The 21,300-nt window shown below is 43.5% G+C and carries 19 protein-coding genes and 1 other RNA gene; all 20 read left to right on the plus strand.

The features are described 5' to 3' along the window. Positions 1–613 (plus strand): hypothetical protein (locus M0R33_RS21885; protein WP_292574093.1); only part of this gene is annotated, 613 nt, incomplete at its 5' end. Next, positions 610–1,746, plus strand: coding sequence for a glycosyltransferase (locus tag M0R33_RS21890; RefSeq protein WP_292574094.1), 1,137 nt, complete (start codon positions 610–612; stop codon positions 1,744–1,746). The genes M0R33_RS21885 and M0R33_RS21890, both read left to right, overlap by 4 nt. Positions 1,747–1,763: 17 nt before the next feature. Further along, on the plus strand, positions 1,764–2,897 hold the full coding sequence (locus tag M0R33_RS21895; protein ID WP_292574095.1) for a polysaccharide pyruvyl transferase family protein: 1,134 nt from the start codon (positions 1,764–1,766) through the stop codon (positions 2,895–2,897). Between the two features lie 37 nt (positions 2,898–2,934). Continuing rightward, entirely contained in the window at positions 2,935–4,356 is a 1,422-nt protein-coding gene (locus tag M0R33_RS21900; RefSeq protein WP_292574096.1) for a Coenzyme F420 hydrogenase/dehydrogenase, beta subunit C-terminal domain, read from the plus strand. 6 nt (positions 4,357–4,362) lie between these two features. Further along, positions 4,363–4,914 (plus strand): putative colanic acid biosynthesis acetyltransferase, encoded by a 552-nt coding sequence (locus tag M0R33_RS21905; protein ID WP_292574097.1) that lies wholly within the window; start codon positions 4,363–4,365, stop codon positions 4,912–4,914. Then, positions 4,915–5,826: a glycosyltransferase family 2 protein gene (locus M0R33_RS21910; protein ID WP_292574098.1), complete on the plus strand. Its 912-nt coding sequence runs from the start codon at positions 4,915–4,917 to the stop codon at positions 5,824–5,826. It begins immediately after the preceding gene. Between the two features lie 132 nt (positions 5,827–5,958). Continuing rightward, a complete protein-coding gene (locus M0R33_RS21915; RefSeq protein ID WP_292574099.1) occupies positions 5,959–6,948 on the plus strand; it encodes an acyltransferase family protein in 990 nt (329 codons plus the stop codon). Positions 6,949–7,667: 719 nt separating this feature from the next. Continuing rightward, on the plus strand, positions 7,668–8,978 hold the full coding sequence (locus tag M0R33_RS21920; protein WP_292574100.1) for a hypothetical protein: 1,311 nt from the start codon (positions 7,668–7,670) through the stop codon (positions 8,976–8,978). A 669-nt stretch (positions 8,979–9,647) separates the two neighbouring features. Then, positions 9,648–9,920, plus strand: coding sequence for a DUF1778 domain-containing protein (locus tag M0R33_RS21925; protein WP_292574101.1), 273 nt, complete (start codon positions 9,648–9,650; stop codon positions 9,918–9,920). Further along, on the plus strand, positions 9,917–10,405 hold the full coding sequence (locus tag M0R33_RS21930) for a GNAT family N-acetyltransferase (RefSeq protein ID WP_366044506.1): 489 nt from the start codon (positions 9,917–9,919) through the stop codon (positions 10,403–10,405). The genes M0R33_RS21925 and M0R33_RS21930 overlap by 4 nt, the downstream gene beginning before the upstream one ends. 185 nt (positions 10,406–10,590) lie before the next feature. Then, entirely contained in the window at positions 10,591–10,818 is a 228-nt protein-coding gene (locus tag M0R33_RS21935) for a hypothetical protein (protein WP_292574102.1), read from the plus strand. A 14-nt stretch (positions 10,819–10,832) separates the two neighbouring features. Beyond that, complete coding sequence (gene xrtD, locus M0R33_RS21940) at positions 10,833–12,455, plus strand: VPLPA-CTERM-specific exosortase XrtD (protein ID WP_292574103.1); 1,623 nt, start codon at positions 10,833–10,835, stop codon at positions 12,453–12,455. Between the two features lie 446 nt (positions 12,456–12,901). Next, positions 12,902–14,590: an MraY family glycosyltransferase gene (locus tag M0R33_RS21945; RefSeq protein WP_292574104.1), complete on the plus strand. Its 1,689-nt coding sequence runs from the start codon at positions 12,902–12,904 to the stop codon at positions 14,588–14,590. Between the two features lie 243 nt (positions 14,591–14,833). Next, positions 14,834–15,559 (plus strand): orotidine-5'-phosphate decarboxylase, encoded by a 726-nt coding sequence (gene pyrF / locus M0R33_RS21950; protein WP_292574105.1) that lies wholly within the window; start codon positions 14,834–14,836, stop codon positions 15,557–15,559. 302 nt (positions 15,560–15,861) lie between these two features. Next, on the plus strand, positions 15,862–16,407 hold the full coding sequence (locus M0R33_RS21955) for a shikimate kinase (RefSeq protein WP_292574106.1): 546 nt from the start codon (positions 15,862–15,864) through the stop codon (positions 16,405–16,407). Continuing rightward, a complete protein-coding gene (aroB, locus tag M0R33_RS21960) occupies positions 16,388–17,470 on the plus strand; it encodes a 3-dehydroquinate synthase (RefSeq protein ID WP_292574107.1) in 1,083 nt (360 codons plus the stop codon). The genes M0R33_RS21955 and aroB overlap by 20 nt, the downstream gene beginning before the upstream one ends. Further along, on the plus strand, positions 17,454–19,031 hold the full coding sequence (locus M0R33_RS21965; RefSeq protein WP_292574108.1) for an AAA family ATPase: 1,578 nt from the start codon (positions 17,454–17,456) through the stop codon (positions 19,029–19,031). The genes aroB and M0R33_RS21965 overlap by 17 nt, the downstream gene beginning before the upstream one ends. A gap of 214 nt (positions 19,032–19,245) precedes the next feature. Beyond that, positions 19,246–20,316, plus strand: a complete 1,071-nt coding sequence (gene hemE, locus M0R33_RS21970) for a uroporphyrinogen decarboxylase (protein WP_292574109.1) — start codon at positions 19,246–19,248, stop codon at positions 20,314–20,316. Next, on the plus strand, positions 20,313–20,744 hold the full coding sequence (locus M0R33_RS21975) for a hypothetical protein (protein ID WP_292574110.1): 432 nt from the start codon (positions 20,313–20,315) through the stop codon (positions 20,742–20,744). The genes hemE and M0R33_RS21975 overlap by 4 nt, the downstream gene beginning before the upstream one ends. 54 nt (positions 20,745–20,798) lie before the next feature. Next, positions 20,799–21,177: a transfer-messenger RNA gene (gene ssrA, locus M0R33_RS21980) on the plus strand. The last annotated feature ends 123 nt before the right edge of the window (positions 21,178–21,300 follow it).

Below are 21,300 nucleotides of genomic sequence, written 5' to 3' on the forward strand. Positions count from 1 at the left end.
TGTTGCGGTTTTTTTAAGTTTTATGGCGACTGTATTTGTTGTTAAACTCCCTATAATCCGGCATAAAATCAGAAGTCAAGGGTCTTTTGTTTTGAAATCAATTTTTGCAATATTTATTATTGCTATCGTAATTGGCCTATATCCTTCGTTATTAGATGTTGCTCATGATTTTATCTTTAAGAGGGAGTCTAGTGGCCTTGATGAGGCGATGTCCTCGAGATCGGGTGGTCTGTCATCGCAATGGGAAAATTTCTTGGCTAGTCCCATTATTGGAAATGGTTTTGGGGTTTACGCGGGATCAGTTCCGGCTAAAAGTATTCAATATTTTATGGGAGTACCAATTTCTGCGGCAGTAGAAAAAGGGTTTTTACCAACCGCATTACTAGAAGAAGTTGGAATATTAGGGGTGATGCCTTTTTTATTAATGATGTATTCAATAATTAGATTGGTGTTAAAAAATACAGCCCCGAGTTGGCTGTGCATGTTTTTTGCATCCATTTTTATAAATATTGGAGAGTATGTTTTTTTTGCTACAAATGCTATGGGAATGATTTACTGGATTATTATGATGTTGTGTACCGTCACACATAAAAGCGAGATTAGAGTTAAATGAAGATATATCATACTATAGCCGGGATTAATAAAGCTTCTGGTGGTCCATCGTATACAGTTCCTTCACTGTGTAGCGGTTTACGCGATTTAGGAATTAATATTGAATTACATACGTTAAGTTGTGATGTTGCTAATCGAAAATATAATTTTGATGTTATTGTGCATAAACGGAATTTCCCAGCTAAATTGGGTGCTTCTGTTGCTATGAAAGCAGATCTTTTACGCACAGTGAAAGCAAGCGATATAATTCATACGCATGGTCTTTGGTTAATGCCAAATCTTTATTCTTATAAAGTTGCAAAAGTAACAGGTGCCAAATATATTTTGTCCCCGAGAGGCATGCTAGCAAAATGGTCATTAAGTAGGTCAAAATTTAAAAAAAGTATAATTGGTTATTTAGGTCAATATAAAGCAATTCTTAATGCGGATTGCATTCATGTTACTGCCGAAAGTGAATATGAAGATGTTCGAGAGTTTGGATATAAAGGACCTATTTGTATTGTGCCTAATGGTATTGATTTGCCTAGCGGGCAGTCGAATAAAAATTTAAACAGTAATAAAAGAAAATTAATATTTATTAGTAGAGTTCATCCCAAAAAAGGAATTGAATTATTATTAGATGCGTGGGCAAGAGTTTATCAATCTCATCCTGATTGGGAGTTGGAGATATGTGGCCCAGGTGATATTGACTATATTAATAGTATTAAAGCGAAAATAGACGAAACTCCCGGTTCACGTGCAAGGTATGTAGCCCCTTTATATGGTAATGCTAAAGAGCAGTTCTATAATAATGCTAATCTTTTTATATTGCCTACCCATAATGAAAATTTTGGCGTTGTTGTTGCTGAGGCCCTAGCTCATGGAATACCGGTCATAGTGACTAAAGGAGCGCCTTGGCAAGGCGTTGTCGAAAACAATTGTGGGTGGTGGATTAATAATACTGTAGATGAACTTGTGACAACTTTGAATCATGCATTGATCTTAGCTCCCCAAGTATTATATAAAATGGGCTTAAATGGCAGATTATGGATGGAAAATGATTTTTCTTGGGTTGAAATATCTAAGAACATGCTTTCGACTTATCTTTGGCTAAATAATAAAATGGTTAAGCCGAGTTTTATTTACACGGAATAATTACTGGTAAGATTTTTATGAAAAAAGTAGGGATTGTTACGTTTCATTTTGCTATAAATTATGGAGCAGTAATTCAGGCATATGCACTTGTTAAGGGATTACGTGATCTTGGTGTTGATGCGAATATTATAGATTATCATCCTGATTATGTGGTAAAAGGTGGTAGCTTTAAGCTGCCGAACAATAGGAAAAATATAAGAGCTAATTTAGTTACAATTTATCAAAAACTAATAAGTATATATTCATTTTTTCAAAATGATTACGGTTTAAATAGAAAGTTTTGTTCGTTTCGAAATAAACATTTGCATGTAACAGGGAACGTATATAAAAGTATTCATGATCTAAAGTCTTCCGCGCCCAATTATGATGTATATGTTTGCGGCAGTGATCAAATCTGGAATCCATCGGAACAATTTGGAGTAGATCCTGCTTATTTTTTGAGTTTCGGTAGTGATCAGGTTAGGCGGGTTGCTTATGCTCCGAGTTTTGGTAAGGATGTTTTGGATGAAATCTATCATCATGAGGTGGGCGAGTTACTAAACGATTTTGACGTGTTATCGGTGAGAGAAAAGTCCGGCGTTGAGTTGGCGCATAAACTGTCCGGGCGTGATGTATATTGGATGCCCGATCCAACTATACTATTAACCGATTACACGCCTATCGTTCATGCTCCCGGTAGACAGAAGCCGTATATGTTTTCATATGTCTTGAGAAGCGGAGAAGGGATTATGGAAATTCAGGCGCATATTGCCCATAAGTTGTCGCTGGATATTCTGGTACCGCATAATCCTATGCGACGCTGGAAAGTTATCGGCGAAACCATATATCCCGGACCGGAGGAATGGTTGGGCTATATAAAATATGCCGATTTTGTGGTAACCAATTCTTTTCATGGTACGGTATTTAGCATTTTATTTAATAAGCCATTTATTACGATAGGGTTGGCGGGGAAGAAAAGCGGTTTAAACGCACGCGCAATAGGCTTGTTGAAACGTCTCGGTTTGGAGCATAGATTGTTAACTGATTTGTCCATAGAAAATGCAAACAAACTTCTTTATGAAAATATAGACTGGGGTGAAGTTAATCACAAAATTTCAGAATGGCGTGGAGAGGCGTTGGAGTTTATCGATAAGGAAATAATAAAATACTAGTTGAGCTTCTTTTTTAATTAAATATTTGCCTTTTATTATGATTAAAGTTAATGATCTAAGTCAACTACAAGGTGTTGTTGATGGCGGCTATTGTTCCGGGTGTGGAGCTTGCGCTGCAACCTTGAGTACTAGAATGAATTTAAATTCATATGGAGAGTTCGTTCCTGATTTGGGTATAGCGAAAGATAACATCGATCATTTAAGCTCAGAGTTATCTACTGTTTGTCCTTTTTTATCTCCAGAATTGAATGAACATGAACTAGCGCGCCCGTTGTTTGGGTCGGATTGCAAATTCGACTCTCAAATTGGCTTTTATCATTCGATTTATGCCGGTTTTGTTCAGGAAGGCTCTTATAGGGAAAATGGCACATCAGGAGGTATGGGGACATGGCTCGGCGCTGAATTATTTCGATTAGGTGAAATTGATGGCGTTATTCATGTAAAGCCCGTCACTGAGAGGGCAGATGGCGAGCCGTATTTTGCTTATGCTATTAGCCGTACAGTTGAGGAAGTCAATGCTGGTGCAAAAACCCGTTATCACGTCGTTGAAATATCGGAAGTTATGAATTTAGTTAGAGAATCGCCGGGGCGATATTTATTTATTGGCGTTCCTTGTTTCAGTAAAGCTGTTAGACGATTGCAACGCGTAGATCCCCTTATTGCAGAGCGTATTAAATATGTTGCCTCGCTAATTTGTGGCCATTTAAAAAGCGTGCATTGGACCTTGTCTTTAGCTTGGGGTGCCGGTATTCATCCCCGCGATTTAGGCGGCTTTCAATATAGGACAAAAGGCCCGGATATTCCGGCCAGGGCTTATGTATTTACTGCAACGCCTAAAAATGATTCGCCATTAATTAAAAATTCCGCATCGATTGTTGGCGGAAAATTTAATGCTGGGGCACTTATGCTAAATGCTTGCGATTATTGCGATGATGTTGTTGGAGAAACCGCTGATATAACGATTGGCGATGCTTGGATTTCTAAATATGAAGTAGACTCGGGCGGAACAAACTTACTTATTATCCGAAACTCGCATATTAGTAAAGTAGTGGCTAATGCGCAGAATGAAGGGCGGTTGTTTTTAAATAAGGTATTAGCGGAGGAGGCCGCCCAGTCTCAGTCGGGCGGCTTTCGCCATCGTCGCGAAGGTTTGTCTTATCGATTAGAAAAATCCAAAGCGGAGGGGCGCTGGGTGCCTGAGAAGCGCGTTAAACCAGGTGAGTTTGATGTTTCCAGGGCTAGAAAAAATATTTACGACGCTAGAATTCAAGTAGCGAAAATATCCAGACAAGCATTTAAAGATGCGTTAGTGGCTAATAATTATGATCTATATCTTAATACAATGGAGCCACTGGTTAAAAAATTACGCTTTTTGGAATTACGAAATTCATTTTTTCGTTCTTTAATGAGTCGAGTTTCACGGATAATTCTTAAGTTTAAACGACGTATATTTAATTGAATAGTTATGGCTAATCAAAGAATTTATGTAGATAGTATCAGCAGGAAGTTACGCTTTATTCGCCTCGCTTGGTATATAGTTTATACATTATTGTATTATTGGACGCCGCGCATTTTTTTTTGGAAGTGGCGAGTTTTACTTTTAAGGTTATTCGGTGCAAAAATTGGCTTTGGTTGTAAGATAGATCCCGGGTGTTTCATTTGGGCACCCTGGAATCTAGAAATTGGTGATTTTACCTGTATTGCCAATAAAGTAGATATATATTCGGTCGATAAAATCAAATTAGGATCTAATGTGACTGTCAGTCAGCGTTCGTTTATTTGTACAGCCTCGCATGATATTACGTTGTTATCCAAGCCATTAACACACGCGCCAATTGAAGTGGCCGATCACGCATGGATTTGTTCAGAGTCTTTTGTTGGACCTGGTGTGAAGATCGGAGTAGGTGCGGTAATTGGCGCCCGGTCAGCCGTGTTTAAAGACGTGGATGCATGGTCCGTAGTGGGTGGTAACCCCGCTAAATTCATCAAAAAACGTATTTTAAAAGACGCCATTTAAATGAAAACAGATATAACAGCCATTATTCTTACCTTTAACGAAAGTCAACATATTAAACGATGCATTGAAAGTGTGCGGGATTTTTGTAGCAATATAGTTGTGGTTGATAGTTATTCTACTGATGATACCAAGATAATTGCTGAAAATTTGGGTGCAAAATTTTTACAGAACCCTTGGTTAAATTATGCAAACCAATTTCAATGGGCTTTAGATAACGCGAGTATCGATACGGAATGGGTGTTTCGCATCGACGCCGATGAATATGTCGAAGCTAACTTAAAGCGGGAAATTGTCAAAGCTTTGTCCCAGGCCGATGAAGAGGTTTGCGGTTTTTTTGTCCGGCGTAAATATATATTTTTAGGGCGATGGATGCGACATGGTGCAATGTATCCGATCGAAGTGCTGCGCTTGTTCCGGCGAGGTAGCGGGCGCATCGAGCAGCGTTGGATGGATGAACATATTGTGTTGGAATGGGGACGCTCCTGTCGGCTGCAAGGAAATATTGTTGATGATAATTTGAATAATGTCAGCTGGTGGATTGAAAAGCACAATGGCTACGCCACACGAGAAATGTTGGATTTGTTAAATTTAAAATACGGTTTCATGTTTAGCGATGATGTCATGACGCAACAGGCTCACGGTCAAGCTAAAGTTAAACGTTGGTTAAAAACAACGGTTTATGCAAAATTGCCCATGTTTGTACGACCGCTGTTGTATTTTTTATACCGCTATTTTTTAAAGTTGGGTTTTCTTGATGGTGTAAAAGGCTTCGCCTTTCACTTTATGCAAGGCTGCTGGTATCGTTGTTTGGTGGATTTGAAAATGCTTGAAGCTGAAATATGGATTGGCGACGAGCAAGAACCAGCGATAATTAAAGCTATTTTAAAAGCCAAATTAAGATTAGCGCTTTGATTTTTAATAAATTGAGATGTTTTCTTACTCTCAAGTGGGTAACTTGAACTTTGTCGTATGGTTTGTAAAACTTAGTGTTTTTAACGATGCACTATTCAATTACAGATATTTGGTTTGTTGTAAGGTGGGATGATGAAGGTTAGGCAAATAGTACCTGATTGGATTAAGGGTATTGCTATTATATTAATGGTTTACGGGCACACAAACCACGTTGGCTCATTGGCCATGTTGCAGAAACAATGTGTGCAAGTGATATATACATTCCATATGCCAATATTTCTCATCGTATCAGGTTTTTTTTTTAGAGTTAAAGATGATGTGTTTAGTGAATTTAAAGTGGTTTTCCGCCGTTTAATTATCCCATATATCGTTTTTATTTCTCTTTATCTCGTTGGTTTAACACTTATTCAAACGATTGGTGTCCACACGTCGAACCTGCCGCCAAATTCATTTATGGATTCTTTGAATATAATATTTATACATCCTCGTGGGGCATATTGGTTTATTCATTCGCTTATTCTTATACACCTGAGCTTTTTAGTTGCAAAATTGTTTTCAATTCGATTTAAACTCGATGATGCTATGTTTTTTAGTGTTGTAATTTTCTTATTAGCAATACTTTGCGATTATGAGTTAATTAAGCTTCGAACGGTTTTCTATTTTTTCATTGGAACGGTGTTTTCGAAGTTTACGGGGAAACTACCAGGTTCATTGGGTGTGGCAGGATGTATGATTGTCGCCTTGCTAGTTTTAGCTGAGCCAGAGTTGTTTTCATTTACATTTGTGCAAATTGCTTGGTGTTTGAGTATAACTGCTTTAATGGCGGGAATAGGTAATAAACTTCAAAATACATTAGGGGTTCAGATTATCGCGTGGTTTGGGCGCAATACACTTATTGTATTGGTTCTTCATGCCATTTTTATTGTATCAATGAAGCCGATTGGTCACAAATTGTTAATTGTTGATGAAACAGGCGTTATAAATTCGGTTGTGGTTTTATTTATAACCTTGACTGGCTGTGTATTTGCATCATTTATTTTTGATAGAATCAAGCTGTCTGAGTATTTGTTTGGTGTAAAATTCTTATACTCAAAACTTTTTTTTTCACATATAACTAAATAATGCCTGATTGTTATTTGATGAGGGTTCGCTGGTGCCACTGTTTGGTGGATTCTAAAATATTGGAGACAGCGTATTGGATTGGCATGAAAAAAGACGTGATGGTGATTAAAGAAAATTAACACGTAAGACTAGATAGGAGTTATGACAGTTCCTGATTAGAAAGATTAGTCAGCTAAATTAAAAGTCCGTTATGCATCGCAGGGATGCGAGCATCCAGTGCCATGGACGATTAGCTTCGAGCTATCCAAGCAGTCTGGATTCCGGCAATCCCTGTCGGAACGATGTTTTCTGTGATTGTGCTTAAGCATCTTTATAATCAGGTGACAGGCATTACTTAATGGCAACCCATTACACGCGCTATTCGTATTCGCTATTCAAGCACAATAGAACCGGAAGCAGACTATATCGGATTCAAAAATCGTTCGCTAAACCAAAAGCTTTAGTTTATATCTGGGATGGCGTCAATGAAAATGGCTTATAACCGACTGATAATCAATTGTGTTCTTAGCAGCAGTCTGTAGTTCAACAGGCAGCCGTTGAAGGTCGGAAAAGCCTTGGTTTTAGATGGGTTTGATTTTTGTACCTTTATATACTTCGTTATTTCAATGTTCTGCAGGCCGGCTTATATATGGATTTTCATAAAATATGAAATTTTTTTACTTATTTATGTCGATTTGGTAAATTTAATATGTCTAATGTTTTTTGAAGAGGATTAAATGATGAAAAAATATATATTTTATATTAAATATATTTTTTATAAACCAAGGGCTGTATTTTTTTTTAATGACTTAAAATGCTCATCTAATTCAAATCGTAATATTATCGACGAGCAATCATTCCGTAAATTCGTTCATATATTCAAACATGCGTTTGAATATAGCCCTTTTTTTTATAAAAAATACACTGAAGCAGGGCTTGATCTGGAATCAATAAAAACTAAAGAAGATATTATAAAAATCCCAATACTTACCAAGCAAGAAGTAAAAGATAATCTGTTTGACATTTTAACTGTCAAACCAAACCATAATAATTTAGGGAAAGGCGTAACCGGTGGATCAACCGGAGCCCCGATGACTTATTTTTCTGATAAAAAATTGCCTCTTGAGGCTTTTGCCTGGAGGTATTTATCATGGTGGGGGTTGGTTCCATGGGATAATGGAGCTTTTATATGGCGAATGACTCGCAAGGGAAAGCTAAAGAATTTTATAAATGTGCTGGCTTGGTGGCCAGTTAAAAAAATTCGTTTAGATGCTTCATTCCTTGATGATAAAAAATTTGAATTATTTGCAAAAAATATTAATAAATTAAAGCCTAGTCTTATTCAGGGATATATAGGCGCTGTTTATGAGCTTTGTTTGTATATAGAAAAAAATAAAGTTGATATTTTTAGTCCAAAAGCAATTTGGGTTACGAGTGCACCGATTACAAAATTTCAGCGCGAAGTTATTGAAAGGGTTTTTAAGGCGCCTTTATATAATGAATATGGTAGTAGCGAAATTCCATGGATAGCTGCACAATGTAAACAGCGAAAATATTTGCATGTAAATGCTGAAGGCAGGTATTTGGAGATTTTAAATACTGATTATAATGGCGAAGGCGATATCATAATAACTGATTTGTTAAACTACCATTTCCCTTTGATTAGATATGAATTGGGTGATAGAACAAAATTTATTGATACGAAATGCGGATGTGGTTGTAATTTGCCATTAATTGATGAAGTAAAAGGAAGAGAAGGTGATGTAATAATAGTGCCTAATATAGGTAAAATTGATTGTTCGTTTCTTACAACAATATTTGATCCTTATCCAGAGGCAATTAAAGCTTTCCAATTAATTCAGCATAAAAACTTCGATATAACTTTGAAAGTTGTACCAAATACTTCATATGCATTATGGGAAAAACAAGTTAATATTGTAAAAGATAATTTAATTTTATTGACTAAAAACAAACTCAGAGTTGATGTTGAGCAGTGTTGCGAAATTTTAAGTGATAGGGGGAAGTCAAGGTATATTATTAGGGAGAATTAATCATTAATATATATCGTTTCATATAGTCATAATAAAGTTGTTTGTATTTTATTTAATCTCGACAATTGTTCTGGTAGATGGGGGTGTAAACCAAAACCCTTGGATAACGATAGATGGTGAGTTTTTCCCTGCTTGCTAAGTGAACGATAGATCGGGTGCTGATTTATAAGCCGCCGGTGTAGCTTTTTTATATATTGTTGTAACCGAAGAATGGCAGTATAGTTCGTTCTATTATACTTTTGAGATAAATTGCCTCATTGTTATGCGGTATTACTTATTTATAATGATTGCCTGCTTCGGCATGCGGATTGCTCAATGTATAAAATTACGAGCTCGCAATTAGGCTGTTCCGTTATTTGCGGGGCTTGTATGGAATTAACTTGATTTTGTAATTAAATCCGGCAGACCCTTTTGCTATGATGAGTCGAACAATTAGGTAGTCGTATTTATCTATCAGCATATCCTGAAATATCGAGGCATGGCGCCCGGCCGTTCCGGCTTGCCAACGCGATGTGATAAACAAGCATTGCTCAGAAATGGTCTTGTTTCCTACGATTCGGCTATTTTTTGCGGCCCGCGCGGACAAAATCGCTGCTAGCACTGTGTTGACAACAGCTACACACGGCGCTACCCTTTGCCTATCTGTTGTAACTACATATGGAGGCTGCTATGCGTGCAGCAGCTATCAATCTACGCGCCTTGCCGGAGCAGCGCGACCTCATTGATCATGCCGCCAACCTGCTAGGCAAAAACCGTTCGGATTTTATGCTGGAAGCCGCTTGTGAGCGCGCCCAGTCGGTGTTACTGGATCAAGTCTTCTTCGGTCTGGATGCGGATAAGTTCCAAAAATTTGCCGCAATGCTTGATGCGCCGCCGGAGCCCAATGTTGGTCTGGCGCGACTGATGGCGGTTAAGGCCCCCTGGGAAAGTAATAACTCATGATTTCGGCGCTATCCGCGCCTCAGCCGCTTGCAGTCGGGCACCTGTTGAATGATTTTGAATGCGGCGAACACGCCCTAGACGACTGGCTCAAACGCCGTGCAATGAGCAACCAATTCAACGGAGCCAGTAGAACCTTTGTGGTGGCTGATGAAGAACGACGTGTATACGGGTATTATGCCATGGCTGCAGGCGCGGTTTCTCGCCAACTGGCGACAAGTGTGGTTCGCCGCAATATGCCCGATCCAATTCCGGTTATGGTGCTTGGCAGGTTAGCGGTAGACAGCCGGGCGCAGGGCGTCAAATTGGGGGCGGCCATGCTGCAAGATGCCGTGAATCGCGCCGTCACCGTATCGCATAACACCGGGGTTCGCGCGTTGATCGTCCATGCTCTCCATGAGCGGGCAAAACTGTTTTACCAGCACTATGGCTTTCAGGAGTCGCCGCTGCATCCGTTGACACTGATGCTGCGCTTGAACATCGTATAGGCCTGATCGCCAAGTGATTGTGGTCGTAAATTACGGAAGCTCTGATTAAGTGATTCGGCAGGCTGGCAGGTTGTTGATTCCGTTTGCGGGGACTGTATGGGTGCAGGATAGAGGCGCCAACCGCAAGTGCTTTAAACGACCTAGGCGCGATTGCCGAGAGCTTGTCGAACCATGACGGAATCAACTTGTTGAGAGCCTCCTTAAGCAACCGCCGCGGTTTTTTAAATATTGCTGTAATCCGTAAATGGCAATATGTATTACTCGATTGGGTGCGTGAGACAAATCGCCGCACTGAAATTCAGGGTTACTTCCTTATAATGGCTGCCTGCTTCGGCATGCGGATTGCTGAAGGTCAAAAATCCCGAGCTGATAATTTGGTTGTTCCGTTATTTGCGGAGCTTGTATGGACTTAACTTAATTTTTGTACATGGACTCTCAAGACACTACTTTAATCTCATCCAGCCCGACGTCTTATATTGCCGCGTTGTGGGGGTTGGCATTGTTACTGCTTGGCCTTGTGTTTCATGAAAGCCTCATGGAAATGGGGAATATCTGGATGGGTAGCGAGGAATACAGTCATGGCTTTTTCATCCCGGTTATCAGTATTTATTTGATCTGGGTACAGCGTAACGATCTTCGGTTCACGCAGGATTTCAAGTCGTCGATATTAGGTCTGGTAATTTTGTTGTTGGGCTTGCTGTTGTTTTTGTTAGGCGGCTTGGCAACCATACGCACCATTCAGCACTACGCGTTTATCCTGGCTGTAACCGGCATATTTGCCGCTGCGTTCGGTAAGGAAGGTTTGAAGACGGCCTGGGTACCGCTGGTATTCCTGCTTTTTATGGTGCCGTTTCCGCAGTTCATTATTAATAACCTGTCGTCCAAATTGCAGTTGATTTCGTCGTGGTTGGGGGTGGAATTTATTCGCGCCTGCGACATTATGGTGTATCTGGAAGGCAATGTTATCGATTTGGGTGGTTATAAACTGCAGGTGGTGGAAGCTTGCAGTGGGCTGCGTTATTTATTTCCTTTAGCCAGTTTATCGTTTTTGTGTGCGTATTTGTTTAAAGGCCCGGTCTGGCAAAAGATTTTGATTTTCATGTCATCCGTGCCGTTGACTATTTTTATGAATAGTTTTCGTATCGGTGTAATCGGTATTCTGGTGAATAGCTGGGGTACCGAAATGGCGGAAGGCTTTTTGCACGATTTCGAAGGGTGGGCGGTGTTTTTGTTATGTATGGTGTTGCTGTTTATCGAGATGTGGGTGTTTTCTCGTTTCAGCGGCAAAAAAATCGCTTTTTCCGAATTGGTGCAGCTGCCGGATGAATGGTTTTCGGCTGGTAAAAGCGCGCAAATGGAATTGCATTTGAATAAATCGGTGTTTGCGGTGTTGGCCTTGATTGTTGCGGTGGGGGTAGGCGGGCAGTTTTTGCGTGGAGGTGAAGAGATTATTCCTCAACGAAAAGCCTTTTTTAACTTTCCTTTGCAATTGGGTGCTTGGCAAGGTCAGCGCGAGTCTATCGAGCAAAAATATCTGGATACCTTGAAGTTGACCGACTACATCGTCGCCAATTATGTGGCTGCGGATGCGCAAAGCTCGGTGAATTTTTATTCCGCTTATTACGAGTCGCAACGCAAGGGCGCTTCGGTGCATTCGCCGCGCAGCTGTATACCCGGTGACGGTTGGCAGATTACCAGTTTTGGGCAGCGGGAGTTTCCTGATATGCAGGTGCAAGGTAGTCCCTTAAAGATTAACCGTGCGGTGATAGAAAAAGGCGAATACAAGCAGTTGGTGTATTACTGGTTTCAACAGCGAGGCCGCTCGATTACCAACGAATACTTAGTGAAGTGGTACTTGTTTTACGACGCCATTACTATGCATAGAACCGATGGCGCTTTGGTGCGCTTGGTTACTTCGTTGGACAAAGGTCAGGATATTGATGTGGCCGATCAGCGGCTACAGGCGTTTATGCGGGATATGGTTAAGGTGCTGCCGGATTATTTGCCCGGCAAACAGGTCGTTCCAGCCCAGGTCGTTCAAACGGATTAAGCCTACAGATTCAACAAGGACCGGAAATACGAGCTATATTTGTAACTGTTGAGCAAGGTATTTCCCCCTTCTCCTGCCGGGAGAAGCAGCTGTTTTACTTTTACGACTACCTCGGGTTGGAGAGGGGGCTGTCGTTAACTTAATGGCATGGCCGAAAGGGTTGGTTGTGTTTTGTGCTAAATGATTACCTATATTTAACGCTAGATTCGAGACTATTGTTTCTGAGTTTGTTGGTCTGATAAATCCCTTTCTGTGCACATGGTAGAGGTTTCAATAGCCTCGGGGTGCTTTTTTTGTGGAAAAATTTAGGGCGAGTTCCTGTTTTTGAAGCCCTAATATCCGTAGTATTTAAATTATTGAAAGAAAAGCAGGTTTTTGTGTGTGCCGGATAGGTGGTCCGGTTTTTAAATTGGCTAGTTAAGCAGTAGGTGCTACCGGATCATATAATGGAATTATTTTTAAGTTTTACCCTTTCGACTTTAATTAGTGTGCTATTGATGCCGTTTTTAATTAAATCGGCTAAATATTTGGGTATGCTTGACGAGCCTGATGAACGCAAGGTTCATACCAAAGCTATTCCACGTTGCGGCGGTTTAGGGTTGTCTTTTGCTACTTTAACCACTATTTTAATTCTGGCTCCTCTGGAACAGCCTTTTAGCAGCTTGCTGGTCGGTGGGGCTATTATTGTTCTATTTGGCTTGTTGGATGATATATTTAATCTGAATTATAAGTGGAAGTTTTTTGGTCAATTTGTCGCGGTAATATTTGTAATATACCAAGGGATTTATTTAAGGTTTTTGCCCTTTTTCGGCCTGGATGATGCGCCATTATGGATAACCTACCCATTGAGTTTTATTTTTGTGGTGGGGGTGACTAACGCGGTTAATTTATCCGACGGTCTGGATGGTCTGGCTGCCGGCATCATGTTAATGACTTTGGCGGCGGTAGCTTTTTTTGCGGATTATGTCGGCGGCAAGGATTTGGCTTTGATAGCCTTGGCGATCATCGGCGGCATTCTGGGCTTTTTACGTTTTAATAGCCATCCTGCCGTGGTATTTATGGGGGATACGGGTAGCCAATTTATCGGTTTTATGGCGGCTTTTTTATGCATTTATCTGGTTGAAAAGGTGTACGTCACGTTAAACCCAGCCTTGCCGTTATTGTTGCTGGGCTTGCCGGTGCTGGATACTTTGATGGTGATGAGTCAACGGATTTATATAGGTAAATCGCCCTTTTCGCCCGACAAACGGCATATCCATCATCGTTTATTGGCGCTCGGTTTTAGTCACGCAGAAGCCGTGTCATGTATTTATGCGTTGCAATCGGTTTTTTTGCTGGCCGCTTTCGTTTTGCGTTACCAAAGTGATCTGGCGGTTTTAGGCACTTGGGGGTTGATTTGTGCTGCCATTTTGCTGTTTTTCTTTTGGGCGACAAAAACAGGTTGGCTGGTGCGTCCGGAAAGAGACCCGGCCGATCGCCGGCGTGGTGTTCTGAGGCGGTTTGACTGGTTGTATTGGGCTTGCCGCCTGTATATCGAATTCGGTTTGCTGATTTATTTATGGGTAATGATTTTGGCCATGTATAAATCGTTTAAATTGTTTTCGGAGTCCGAGCCGTTTTTTTTGGCCAGTTTGGTGGTATCGGCCTTGTTGGTGTTTTTGTTCAAAAGGCCGTTATTAAATTCCATAATTAAGCTGTGCGTGTACATTACGGCCACATTCTCGGGATTTATTTTAACCTCCGATCACTTTAATAATCCTTTTATCGATATAAGTGTGGCTGCATATTTAACAGTTTTAATGGTGGTTATATTTGTCGGTATTCGGGTTACCCGCAGAAATGTCTTTTCCTTTTCTACGCAGGATCTTTTGATTTCTTTATTTGCCGTGGCGGCGGTACTGTTGTCCGATACGCCATTCCCGGTTAATTTTTTATTTAAATTGTTATGCCTGGCTTATGGTGTTGAGTATTTATTTAATTTTCCGCTTAGGTCTTATAAGTTATTAAAAATGTCCGCCTTACTGGCAGGGTTTATGGTTTTTTCGGTTTTAAGCCGAGGTTACGATGCCAGGTCGGAAGTGTTTGCGCCGGAAACTAGTTTGTCTTATTTCACTATTTTCGCTGATTCCCTTTAAAGCCGTTGTAACTGTTTGGTTTGTAGGTCGGGGTGCGCCAAAGCATTCCCTGACAATAATGAAACCGTTGACTTCGGACCGTCATGTAGCTGCTATCGAAGCAATCTATCTGCAGGACGTCCTCGACTATGTTTCAGGCGGCTAAGAGCGAATCGCTCATTCGCCGGTTTTTATAAAGGACTTGCCGTGTCGATATGGGCTAAAATTTGAGCAGTCTATGATTTTCTATTTGGAACCAGCTACATGAGCGATACATTCATTTCCACCAAACCCATTCCTGTTCGCGAGCGATTGATCATGGCGTTGGATGTGCCCAGTATTCCCGAAGCGCAGGCATTAGTGGAAGAGCTGGGTGATGCCGTGGTTTTTTATAAGGTCGGTATGGAGTTATTCATGTCCGGCGATTATTTTGCCTTTATCGAGTGGTTAAAGGCCCGCAATAAAAAAGTATTTGTCGATCTTAAGTTTTTCGATATTCCCGCCACGGTCGGGCGGGCGATTAAAGCCTTAAGCAGTAAAGGGGTTGATTTGGCCACCATACACGGCAACGATTCGATTATGGAAGCCGCCGCGCAAGCCAAGGGCGATTTAAAAGTGCTGGCGGTAACGGCGTTGACCAGTCTGGATCGTGGCGATTTGGACGACCTGGGCTTTCAATGCGACGTCAAACAATTGGTGTTATCGCGCGCCAAGCGGGCCTTGCAAATCGGTTGTGACGGCATTGTGTCGTCCGGTTTGGAGGTGTCGATGATTCGGGAAGAATTAGGACAAAAATTGTTGGTGATTACGCCGGGTATTCGCCCCGTGGACAATCGCGAAGATGACGATCAAAAACGCGCCGTCAGTGTCGAGCAGGCTATTCAAAACGGTGCCGATTATTTGGTGGTTGGCAGGCCGATTCGCGATGCGGCGGACCGTAAAGCCATGGCGGAAAAAATTCAGAGCCAAATTGCTGCGTTGTTTGTGTAGCGTATGGCTAAAAATAATTCGTTTAAACCCGGAGCGGTAAAATGTCCCTGACTGGGTTCCCGCGCGGAACATTACGGCCATTAATTTAGGATCGACAATCCCTTCTCCTGCCGGGAGAAGGGTAGGATGAGGGGATCAAATTAAGCTTTTTGCCTTATTTTTATTCGCCTCGCGCCAACCCGCTCCAGCTGGAGCGGGAGCTTTTTCTTAACTTAATCGCGATTATCTCGGGCCAGATTTAATTTTATTCCGGATAAAAAGTGGGCATAATGCCTGCCTTTCCATGCATTAACCTGCTTTCGATGAAAAAATTGGAGAATATTTATCTGATCGGCTTGATGGGGGTGGGTAAAACCACCATCGGTAAGCAATTGGCAAAAGCCTTGCAGCGGCCGTTTTACGATAGCGATAAAGTCATCGAAGATTGCATGGGCGTGGACATCCCCACCATTTTTTCGTATGAAGGCGAAGAAGGTTTTCGGCTGCGCGAGCAAGCCGTCATTCGGCAATTGACAGCCATACCCGGCATTGTAATGGCTACCGGAGGCGGTTCGGTGATTAGGGCGGAAAATCGCGAAGCCTTAAAGTCCAGCGGTTTCGTGGTCTATTTGCATTGCTCCATCGATAAAATTTTATACAGAACCCGCCACGATACTCAGCGACCTTTGCTGCGTACCGATAATCCCCGTCAGCGCTTGCAAAGCCTATTGGCGGACAGAGATCCATTATATATGGCGTGTGCGGATTTTAAGATCGACTCCGGTTCGTTGCCTGGAAAAACCGTGGTTAAAACCATTTTGCAGCAATATCAGGCTGCGTTGGAACACAATGAAAGTATTGCAAGTTGAATTAGATAACAGCCGTGGTTACCCGATTTATATCGGTTCCGGATTGTTGGCCCAGTCGGCGTTTTTGACTCGGCACATCCGCTCGAAACAAGTGGCTGTCGTCACTAATGAAACTATTGCGCCGTTATATTTAGCTCCGGTGCAAGCGACATTGTCCGCTTATCAAGTGGAGACGGTGGTTTTGCCCGATGGGGAACAATACAAAACCCTGCAATATTTAGAAAAAATCTTCGATCAATTACTAACCAAAAAATTTAGCCGCAACTCAACGCTGATAGCCCTGGGCGGCGGTGTCATCGGCGATATGGGCGGCTTTGCGGCAGCCTGTTATCAGCGCGGTATTGCCTTTATTCAGATCCCGACCACCTTGCTGGCACAGGTAGATTCGTCCGTCGGTGGCAAAACCGGTGTTAATCACCCGTTAGGCAAGAATATGATAGGGGCGTTTTATCAGCCGCAATGCGTCATCGCCGATGCCGACGTGCTGGATACACTGGACGATCGGCAATTATCGGCCGGCTTGGCGGAAGTGATCAAATACGGCTTGATTCGCGACCCCGAATTCTTGCAATGGCTGGAAGCCAATATGCCGCTTTTAATCGCGCGCGACAAAACGGCACTGGCTTACGCCATTGAACGTTCCTGCGCCAATAAAGCGGAAGTGGTTGGCGAGGATGAGTTCGAGTCTGGCGTGCGGGCCACGTTAAATCTGGGCCATACATTTGGACACGCCATCGAAACCGGCAGCGGATATGGGCATTATCTGCACGGCGAGGCCGTGGCGATTGGTAGCTGTTTTGCTGCGGATTTATCCCGCCGCTTGGGTTGGCTGGACGATGCCGATGTTGAACGGGTCATGGCGCTTTTTAAAGCCGCCAATTTGCCCGTTACGCCGCCGGCGGATATGACTACCGAACAGTATGTGGATTTGATGGCGGTGGATAAGAAAAATATCGACGGTAAAATTCGCGTTATTTTATTAGAAAAGCTGGGTAAAGCCTCACTGCCGGTGAATGTGGATTTGGAACAGCTGCAAGCGACCTTGAATGGCTATGTTGGATAACGACGAATTGACTTACAGCTACCAGAAACGCCCGAAAATCGTCGGGAATTCCAGGCAGGCCGAGCGGGCTTTGATTACCGTGGATCGTTCGCAAAAGCTGGATTTGCTGGTCCATCTGTTAACCAATTTGCAACAATCCTTAATCGTTTGCGGGCCGGAGGGCATAGGCAAAACCACCTTGTTGCATACCTTTGCGGAAAATCATCGGGATACTTGGCCGATTTGCATGTTGCCGGGTTCGAGAGCGGTGAGTTTCGAGTCCGTGGTCGGTGAGTTGAGCCGCTCTTTGAATCTCAGTAACGCCAGCGTCAATTTTGATTTGTCGTCATTGCGGGCATTTTGCGACAAGCAGAAAGTTGTTTTGATTATCGACGATGCTGGTGAGCTGGTGCCGGGATTAATCGGTGAATTAATTGATTTTGCCGATTCACTGACCGGTCTGCGGTTGGTGCTGGCTATGAATAATGACGAGCTGCAAGACAAGGCTGCTGCGGATAGTGCCATTGACGCCTGCCATTTCATTGAGTTGCCGCCGCTTAATCAGCAGCAATGTCGAGAGTATCTACAAAATCTATCGGCCCAGCCGGGTTCGCCGCTTTCGCTCAGCGCCATCACCGATGCGCTGGTGGAAGATATGTACCTGCAAACCCATGGAGTGCCGGGCAAGTTAGAGGCCGAGCTGCCAAAGTATAAGGAATATCAACATCGGCATGGTCGGGTCGGTTTGTGGATCGGCATTATCATGGTGGTCGCCGTGGCCGGTTTTGCGGTTAAAACCTTCATGCCTGCGGCATTTTGGAGTGGAGTGGTTTCTGAAACTGCTACCGGGCCGGCGCAGCTCCCGAATGAAAGCTTAGCTACAGCGCCCCAGCCCGCGCTTGAGCAGACAGTTCAGGTCAGAGACAGCATCGCTCCAGCCGGCGAGTTGCTGCCGGAATCCATGCTGGGCCAAAACTTGAATATAAAGGCGAACTTGCCGGAAGTCCCCGAGGAACAGGTAATTGCCGAATCTGAAGCGTTGCAAGAACCCGCCTCGGAAACTATTCCCGTGCCGCCTATCGAATCGGGCGAGGCTGGCAAGCCGACCGATATTGCAGTCGGCCTGTCGACTGCGCCAGCCGTAACGGAAGCACCGCAACCTGAAGACAAACAGGAAGACCTCAAGGCTACGGAAATACAGCCGACCATTGCCGCCAAGCCTGTCGAGAAGTCGGTGCCGGCGGCTGTGCAAAAGCCCGATTTACCTAAAACGGCCAACACCGAATCCGGTGACGGCGACCACGATTGGATCATGGCGCAACCCGCCAATAATTACACCGTGCAAGTCATGGTGCTTTCCAGCAAGGCATCCGTGAGGCGCTTTTTAGGTAAATACGCCGATTATCGTGATGATCTAAAGTATTATCCTATCGGCAAGGAGGGGCGGGAAAAATATGTGATCATCTATGGTTCCTTCGCTTCTTCGATCGAGGCATTGAATAATAAATCCGACATGCCGGGTGAGTTTAACAGTGGTTTGGTCAAGCGTTTTAAACAGGTGCAAAGAGCCAGTCGGCGCTAATCGTTTTAATTTTTTGGAACGATGCGGCGCGAAACATAAACCCCCTCTCCTCAAGGAAGGGGTGAGGCGAATGCAATGTAAGTGTTTGATTTATATCCCTTCATCCTGACCTTCTCCCGGTGGGAGATGGGATATTTAGATAGATTAAGTAATTACTAATTTTTAGCTTTGCTGTGGATGTCTCTCAAGCAGCAATCTTTTTCCGTTCAAAATAATGACACCAATAAAAAACGATTTATTTATTCGCGCCCTGTTAAAGCAACCTGTTGAACGCACTCCGGTTTGGATGATGCGTCAGGCCGGACGTTATTTGCCGGAGTACCGCGAGGTGCGGAGTAAAGCCGGCAGTTTCATGCAATTGTGCATGAATCCGGAGTTGGCTTGCGAAGTGACGCTGCAACCGCTGGACAGATTCAATTTCGATGCGGCTATATTGTTTTCCGATATTCTGACCATACCCGATGCCATGGGGCTAGGACTATCGTTTGCGGAAGGCGAAGGGCCGCAGTTTGCCCGCCCTGTCAGAACCGCCGCCGATGTGACGAAATTACCGGTTCCCGATCCGGAAGCGGAATTGCGCTATGTCATCGACGCGGTAAGGCTGATTAAAGCCAATCTGCAAGGCCGTGTGCCGCTGATCGGATTTTCCGGCAGTCCATGGACATTGGCGACTTATATGGTGGAAGGTAAAAGCAGCAAGTCCTTCCAAAAAGTCAAAAGCATGATGTTCGAACAGCCGCTGCTCATGCATCAAATGTTGGATAAACTGGCGCAATCGGTAGCCGCGTATCTGAATGCCCAAATCGCCGCCGGTGCGGATGCGGTGATGGTATTTGATACCTGGGGCGGCATGCTTAGCCATGACGATTATCTGGAATTTTCCTTGGGCTATGCGCAACAAGTTCGACAATTGCTAAACACCGATCGCGATGGCCGGCAAATCCCAACTATTTTATTCACCAAAGGCGGTGGATTGTGGCTGGAAGCGATGGCGGATACCGGATACGACGCGCTGGGGTTGGACTGGCAAACCGATATCGGTAGCGCCCGCGCCCGGGTAGGCGATAAAGTTGCGTTGCAAGGCAATATGGATCCCATAACCCTGTATGCCCAACCCGAAGTGATACGCGAAAAAGTCGCTAAAGTTTTGCACGGTTTCGGCCAAGGTTCCGGGCACGTGTTTAATCTGGGGCACGGTGTTTTGCCGGACATCAATCCCGAGCACGTCAAGGCCATGGTGGATGCCGTGCGCGAATTGAGCCCGCAATACCACAGTCAGGCGTGAAGCAGTATCACGGGTTGGATAAGCTCTGCCAATCCCTGCAAGGGTGGGTGAAGCCGCGGGATTTAGCAACGGCTTTGTTGGCTGATTTGCAGGATTGCCGCTGCCGAATTTTCGGTTGCATTGGCGAGGATGACAAAATCCTGCTAGCCACATTACATCTTTTGCCAGATGACTTGCGCTATGAAATGTTTGATCAGCGGATTGATCTAATCGTCGCCGGACCGATTCTACGCAACGATTGCGTGCCTTTGACCTATCGTTTACAAGGTCGAGCGTTTGCTATTACCGGGCGTTGCTCCATGATCGCCAAGGTTTGCGGTGTCGATTTATACCTGCAGCGCAGCTATACCGGTGTGATTGGTGATATCGCCCGGCAGAAGTTTTCCATTGATATCAATGCGTTGTTGAAATCGCAAAAATCAGGCTGATACAAAAAATAGTTATGACAATTTTTTGCGGAATTGGATAGAATGAAGACTCTTGGGGGCGACCTGGCTTCGACGTGGGTAGCAAAACCTCAGGTGCATGCCGAGCACAGTACAGCTCGTAAAACCTACTGAACTAAAGTATTCGCAAATGACGAAAACTACTCAGTGGCTTTAGCAGCGTAAGACCTGCACCACTTCTCTGACCAGGTGTACTTATGCGCCTGGAGCTTCTTCGGGGGCGCTCAGGGATCATATTACATAAGATCGCGCCAGGGCTTAGTTCGGAGCCTAAAGCGCTAAATCCAATCGAAATCGCTGTTGATCCTCTTGGCCCGACGGGTAGTCAACAGTTAAATCAAAAGCGCGGGATAAGCATGTAGAGCTTGTGGCGGAGTGCTTGCGGACGCGGGTTCAATTCCCGCCGCCTCCACCACCAAGATTAAGAACGAGAGCTAAGCTCTCGTTTTTTTTGGATTTTAAACAATATTTACCTTGCTGGATTCATTTAATCCACCAATGAGGCCACAAATGGGACCACATGATCCAGTGAACCAAC

The sequence above is a fragment of the Methylomonas sp. genome (assembly GCF_023228165.1).
Lineage (GTDB): Bacteria > Pseudomonadota > Gammaproteobacteria > Methylococcales > Methylomonadaceae > Methylomonas.